The sequence below is a fragment of the Streptomyces sp. MK37H genome (assembly GCF_018035285.1).
Classification (GTDB): domain Bacteria; phylum Actinomycetota; class Actinomycetes; order Streptomycetales; family Streptomycetaceae; genus Streptomyces; species Streptomyces endocoffeicus.
Map to the genome: position 1 here is coordinate 1 of NZ_JAAAYH010000476.1, position 6655 is coordinate 6655.

At 71.6% G+C, this 6655-nt stretch carries 1 protein-coding gene; it reads left to right on the forward strand.

The annotated features are described in order from the left end of the window. The coding region (locus GWI24_RS38235; RefSeq protein ID WP_210950642.1) for a type I polyketide synthase at window positions 1–6655 on the forward strand (6655 nt) is incomplete at both ends.

Genomic DNA, 6655 nt, shown 5'->3' on the forward strand with positions numbered 1-6655 from the left:
TTCCCCGCACACACCGCGTGTGACCTCCCCACCTACGCCTTCCAACATCAGCACTACTGGCTGAAGAGCGTCCCCCGGGCCGGTGAGGTGACCGCCATCGGCCTTGCCGGTGCTCAGCATCCTCTGCTGGGCGCGTGGGTGGAACTGCCCGACACGGACGGGGTGTTGTTCACCTCCCAACTGTCGCTGAGCACGCACCCGTGGCTGGCCGACAACACGGTGGCCGGTACGGCCGTCCTCCCCGGATCGGCCTTTGTGGAACTGGCGGTGCGCGCCGGTGACGAGGTCGGCTGCGGCGCCGTCGACGAGCTGCTGATCGAGGCCCCGCTCGTGCTGATGGAGGGCATGGGTGTGCAGCTCCAGGTGGTCGTCGGTGGGGCGGATGACTCCGGCCGACGGCGTCTCACCGTCCACTCCCGCCAGCAGGGCAACGGGTCTCGCAGTACGGACTGGACCCGACATGTCACCGGCATGCTGGCCCAGGCCACCACCGCGCCCGACATCGACCTCGCGATGTGGCCGCCACCGGGAGCCACTCCCATCGATGTGGACCAGGTGTACGACGATCTGGCACGGGCTGGACGTGGCATTGGCCCGGCGTTCCGCGTGCTCCGCTCAGCGTGGACCCGTGGCACCGACGTGTTCGCCGAGGTGGAACTGGCCGATGACCAGCAGGCCGAAGCCGCGCGCTGCACACTGCACCCCGCCTTGCTGGAAGCCGTATGCCACGCCGACACGCGCGCCGAGGCAACGGCACTGCCCGTTGCCTACCGCACGGTGTCCCTGTCCGCGTCCGGTGCGACCGCACTGCGCACACGCATCAGCCCGGACGGTCAGAGCGGCGCGACGCTGCAGCTGGCGGACTCTGCCGGGAGGGCGCTCGGGTCCGTGGGCTCGGTGATGTCGCGGCCGCTCCCGGCCGACGTGTTGGTATCGGCAGACGGGACGGAACCGCAGGACACGCTGTTCGAAGTGGAGTGGTTCCCCCTCCCTGTCTCCCGGGCCACCTCCGACCCGGCGATGGTGACGGTGACGAGTCCGGCCGAGTTGACAACGTTGGCCGACCATGACGACGTACCGCCCTTCGTGCGCGTGGACCTGACGGACACCACGCACGGCCTCCGGGCGCTCACCTCGCAGGCGCTGGAGTGGGTCCAGGCATGGCTGGCCGCACCCGAGATGGATGCGCGGCTGGTCATCGTCACACGCGAGGTCACCGACCCGATCTGCGCGGCGGTATGGGGACTGGTGCGTTCGGCACAGTCCGAGGCCCCGGACCGGCTGGCTCTGGCAGCGATGGACGAGGATGACGCCTCCGGCGCGTTGCTGCCCGCCGCACTGGCCACCGGCGAACCGCAGATCGCCATCACCGCCGGGGCGGCATCCGTACCGAGGCTGGTGCGCGCCACGCCGAGCGAGGAAGAGCCACCGCGAGTGCTGGACCCGACCGGCACGGTTCTCATCACCGGTGGCACCGGTGCACTGGGCCGGCTGTTCGCCCGGCACCTCGCGGCCGAGCACGGCGTACGCAACCTCCTGCTGGTCAGCCGCCGTGGCGGCGCGGCCGAAGACGCGGCGGAGCTGGCTTCCGAACTCGGTGCGCTGGGCGCGTCCGTACGCACCGTGGCCTGCGACATCGCAGACCGGACCGCGGTGGCGGACCTGCTGGCCTCGCTCCCCGCCGCAGCGCCCCTCACGGCGGTCGTCCACGCCGCCGGGGTCCTGGACGACGGCGTGGTCACCGCCATGACACCCGAACGGCTGGACACCGTCCTCCGTCCCAAGGCGGACGCGGCCCTCATCCTGCACGAGCTGACGCGCGACATGGAGCTCGCCGCCTTCGTGGTGTTCTCCTCGGCCGCGGGCGTCTTCGGCAACCCCGGACAGGCCAACTACGCCGCGGCCAACGCCTTCCTGGACGCCTTCGCCCAGCAGCGCAGGGCGGAAGGGCTCCCGGCCATCTCGCTCGCCTGGGGCCACTGGGCGCTCAGCAGCGAGATGACCGCACATCTCACCGCGGCCGATCTGCGGCAGCACACCAGGCGCTTCGGCATGACCGCACTGGCGGAGGAGACCGGTCTGGCGCTGTTCGACGCCGGTCTGCGCAGCGCCACGCCCGCGCTGGTGGCGGCCCGCCTGGACCTCGCGGGACTGCGCGCCGGCGCGGCGGCCACCCCCGTCGTTCCTCTGCTGCACAAGCTGGTGCCACCGGGCCGCCGGGTCGTGAGCCGTACGGCAGCGCCGCGGACCGACCTCGTACGGCGGCTGGAGTCAGTGGGCCCCGCCGAACGGGAGCAGACGCTGCTGGACCTGGTCACGCACCATGCCGCCCAGGTGCTCGGACACTCCTCGCCGGACGGCATCGCCACCGAACGGGCCTTCCGGGAGCTGGGGTTCGACTCGCTGACGTCCGTGGAACTGCGCAACCGGCTCAACGCCGCCACCGGCCTCCGACTGCCCTCGACCCTGCTCTACGACCACCCCAGCCCACGGACCCTCACCCGGCATCTGCACACCGAGCTGCTGGGGGCGCCGACCGCCCCTGCCGCCCCGGCACCCGCGGGCGGGGCTTCGGAGGATGGCATCGCCATCGTGGCGATGAGCTGCCGTTTCCCGGGCGGGGCGAACAGCCCCGAGGACTTCTGGCAGCTGATCAACGAAGGCGGTGACGCCGTCGGCGACTTCCCGGACGACCGTGGCTGGGATCTGTCCGCGCTCTACGACCGCGACCCGGACCACCCCGGCACCTCCTACGTCCGGCACGGCGCCTTCCTGCCCGACGCCGCCGGTTTCGACGCCGAGTTCTTCGGCATCTCACCGCGTGAGGCGCTGGCGATGGATCCGCAGCAGCGGCTGCTGCTGGAAACCTCATGGGAGGTGTTCGAGCGGGCCGGCATCGACCCGACCACGTTGGGCGGCAGTGCCATCGGAGTGTTCACCGGAATGAACACCCAGGACTACGCGATCCGCCTGCGCCATGTTCCGGACGAGGTCGAGGGGCACCGGATCACCGGCGTCTCCGCGGCCGTCCTGTCCGGGCGCGTGGCCTACACCCTGGGCCTGGAGGGACCCGCGGTCACGGTGGACACGGCGTGTTCGTCGTCGTTGGTGGCACTGCATCTGGCCGCGCAGGCGCTGCGGTCGGGGGAGTGCTCGATGGCGCTGGCCGGCGGCGTGACGGTGATGGCCGGGCCCGACGCCTTCGTGGACTTCTCCCGCCAGCGCGGACTGTCGGTCGACGGCCGGTGCAAGCCCTTCGCCGCCTCGGCCGATGGCACGGGGTGGGCCGAAGGTGTGGGTGTGCTGCTCCTGGAGCGGCTGTCGGACGCGGAGCGTAACGGTCACCAGGTGCTGGCGGTGGTGCGGGGCAGTGCGGTGAACCAGGACGGCGCGTCGAACGGTCTGACGGCGCCGAACGGCCCGTCACAGCAGCGCGTCATCCGGCAGGCGCTGGCCGGCGCGGGAGTGTCGGCCGCCGAGGTGGACGTGGTCGAGGCGCATGGCACGGGTACGGCACTGGGCGATCCCATCGAGGCGCAGGCCATCCTCGCCACCTACGGCCAGGACCGTGACCGGCCGCTGTGGCTGGGCTCGGTGAAGTCCAACATCGGCCATGCCCAGGCCGCCGCGGGCGTGGCCGGTGTGATCAAGATGGTCATGGCGATGCGGCACGGTGTCCTGCCACGGACGCTGCACGTCGACGCCCCCACACCGGAGGTGGACTGGTCGGCGGGCTCGGTGGAGTTGCTGACCGAGGGGCGTGCGTGGCCGGAGGTGGGGCGTCCGCGCCGGGCCGGAGTGTCCGCGTTCGGCGTCAGCGGCACCAACGCCCATGTGATTGTGGAGCAGGCACCGGGCATCGCCGTCGAGCCCGCCACGGAGGATCCGGACCCTATCCCCGCCGTACCGTGGGTGATCTCGGCCAGGAGCGCCGAGGCGCTGTACGGCCAGGCTGCCCGCGTCGCGGAATTCGCCCGCAGCCACCCGGAGTTCGACCCGGGCGACATCGCGCACTCGCTGATCACCACACGGGCCACATTCGACCACCGGGCCGTGGTCGTGGGCTCGGGGCGCGCGGAGTTGCTCAGCGGGCTGGATGCCATCACCGGGCCCAGCGATGGCCCCGTGGCGCGAGGTGTGCCGAGCCCCGGCAGGCTCGCGGTGCTGTTCACCGGACAGGGCAGCCAGCACCCAGGAATGGGCCGGGAACTGCACGCACGGTACCCCGTGTTCCGCGATGCCTTCGACGCGGCCTGCGCGCGACTGGATCGCCATCTGGTCGACGCAGGGCATGTCGCACACCCCGTCCGGGACGTCGTGTTCGCCCAGCCCGGGACCCCCGAGGCGGAGTTGCTCGACCGCACGGTGTTCGCTCAGGCGGGGCTGTTCGCGCTGGAGACCGCGCTGTTCAGGCTGTACGAGTCCTGGGGAGCGCGTCCCGACTTCCTCGCCGGCCACTCCATGGGTGAGCTGACCGCGGCCCATGTGGCGGGCGTGCTGTCCCTTGACGACGCGGCCGCGCTGCTGGCCGCGCGGGGGCGGCTGATGCAGGCCCTGCCCGACGGCACGATGGTGGCGCTCAACGTCCCCGAGTCGGTGGCTCGCTCTCTGCTGGCCGACGCACCGGGTGCCGTGGACATCGCCGCGGTCAACGGGCCCGCCTCTGTCGTCGTCTCCGGCGACCAGGACGCTGTGGTGGCCGTTGAGCGGATATGCGCGGCCCAGGGGCACCGGACCAAGCGCCTGCGCGTCAGCCACGCCTTCCACTCCGCGCACATGGACGGCATGCTCGACGAGTTCCGCGCAATCGCCGCCGGGCTGTCGTACGCGCCTCCGGCGGTGCCGATCGTCTCCAACGTCACGGGCGAGTTGGCCACCCCCGACCAGCTGTGCTCCCCTGACTACTGGGTCGAGCACGCACGCAGGACCGTCCGTTTCCTCGACGGCGTCACCACGCTCCACACCCGGGACGTCACGACCTTCCTCGAACTCGGCCCCGATGGTGTCCTTACCGCCATGGCGCAGGAAGCGCTGGGCGACGGCGCCGACCGGGCCATGTTCGTGCCCACGTTGCACGGCGAACAGTCCGATCCGGTCGCCGCCGTGGCCGCGCTCGCTCGGCTGCATGTCCGTGGTGTCCCGGTCGACTGGACCGCGCTGGTCCCGGGAACCGCGCGGCGCGGGGTCGACTTGCCTACGTACGCCTTCCAGCACCGGCGGTACTGGCCGGATGCCCCCGTATCGGACGCCTCCACAGTGGGTGAGCCGGGTCCTCGGTCGCTGCCGGAGCCCATGGCGCCCCAGGACGCCAACGCCACGACCTTCGCAGAGCGGCTGATGGTCGGCACCGAACCCGAGCGGCACCGGCTGGTCCTGGGCCTGGTGCTGAGCAGCGTGGCAGCCGTGCTGGGGCACGACGACGCCTCGGCGATCGACGGCGAACGGGCCTTCCAGGACCTCGGCTTCGACTCCCTGAACGTGGTCCGGCTCCGCAACCGCCTGCGAGACCTGAGCGGCACCGAGCTGCCCACCACGCTCGCCTTCGACCATCCGACACCGGCCGCGCTCGCGTCGTTCCTGCACGCCCGGCTTCTCGGACAGGACACCGAACGGACCGGATCGACGTGGTCGGCGGGCGATCCCACCGAGCCGATCGCGATCGTGGGTATGGCCTGCCGGTTGCCGGGTGGCGTGGCCTCGCCGGAGGACCTGTGGGAACTGGTCCTGGCGGGGGCCGAGGGCATCGGGGAGTTCCCGGTGGACCGTGGCTGGGATCTGGAGAACCTGTTCGACCCCGACCCGGACCACGCGGGGACCAGTTACGCGAGGCGGGGTGGTTTCCTCTACGACGCGGCCGAGTTCGACGCCGACTTCTTCGGGATCTCGCCGCGCGAGGCGTTGGCGATGGATCCGCAGCAGCGGTTGCTGCTGGAGACGTCATGGGAGGCGTTGGAACGAGCCGGGATCGACCCCGTCTCGCTCCGTGGCCAGGACATTGGTGTCTTCGCCGGAATGGTCAACTACGACTACACCAGCCGTCTCGACACGGCCCCCGACGGCTCCGAGGGGTACCTCATGACCGGCGGCGCGGGCAGTGTGCTGTCGGGTCGGGTGTCGTATGTGCTGGGGCTCGAGGGTCCTGCGGTGACAGTGGATACCGCGTGTTCGTCGTCCCTGGTGGCGCTGCATCTGGCGGCGCAGGCGTTGCGGGCGGGGGAGTGCTCGATGGCGCTGGCCGGTGGGGTGACGGTGATGGCCGGGCCGGACGCCTTTGTCGAGTTCTCCCGCCAGCGCGGGCTCGCCCCCGACGGCCGATCCAAGTCGTTCGCGGCCTCGGCGGACGGCACGGGGTGGGCCGAGGGCGCGGGCGTGCTGCTGGTGGAGCGGTTGTCGGATGCGGAGCGGCTTGGGCATCGGGTGTTGGCGGTGGTGCGGGGCAGTGCGGTGAACCAGGACGGTGCGTCGAATGGTCTGACGGCGCCGAACGGTCCGTCACAGCAGCGCGTCATCCGGCGGGCGTTGGCCGCTGCGGGGCTGGTGGCGGCGGACGTGGACGCGGTCGAGGCGCATGGGACGGGTACGCCGCTGGGTGATCCGATCGAGGCGCAGGCGGTGTTGGCCACGTATGGCCAGGATCGTGTTCGGCCGGTGTTGA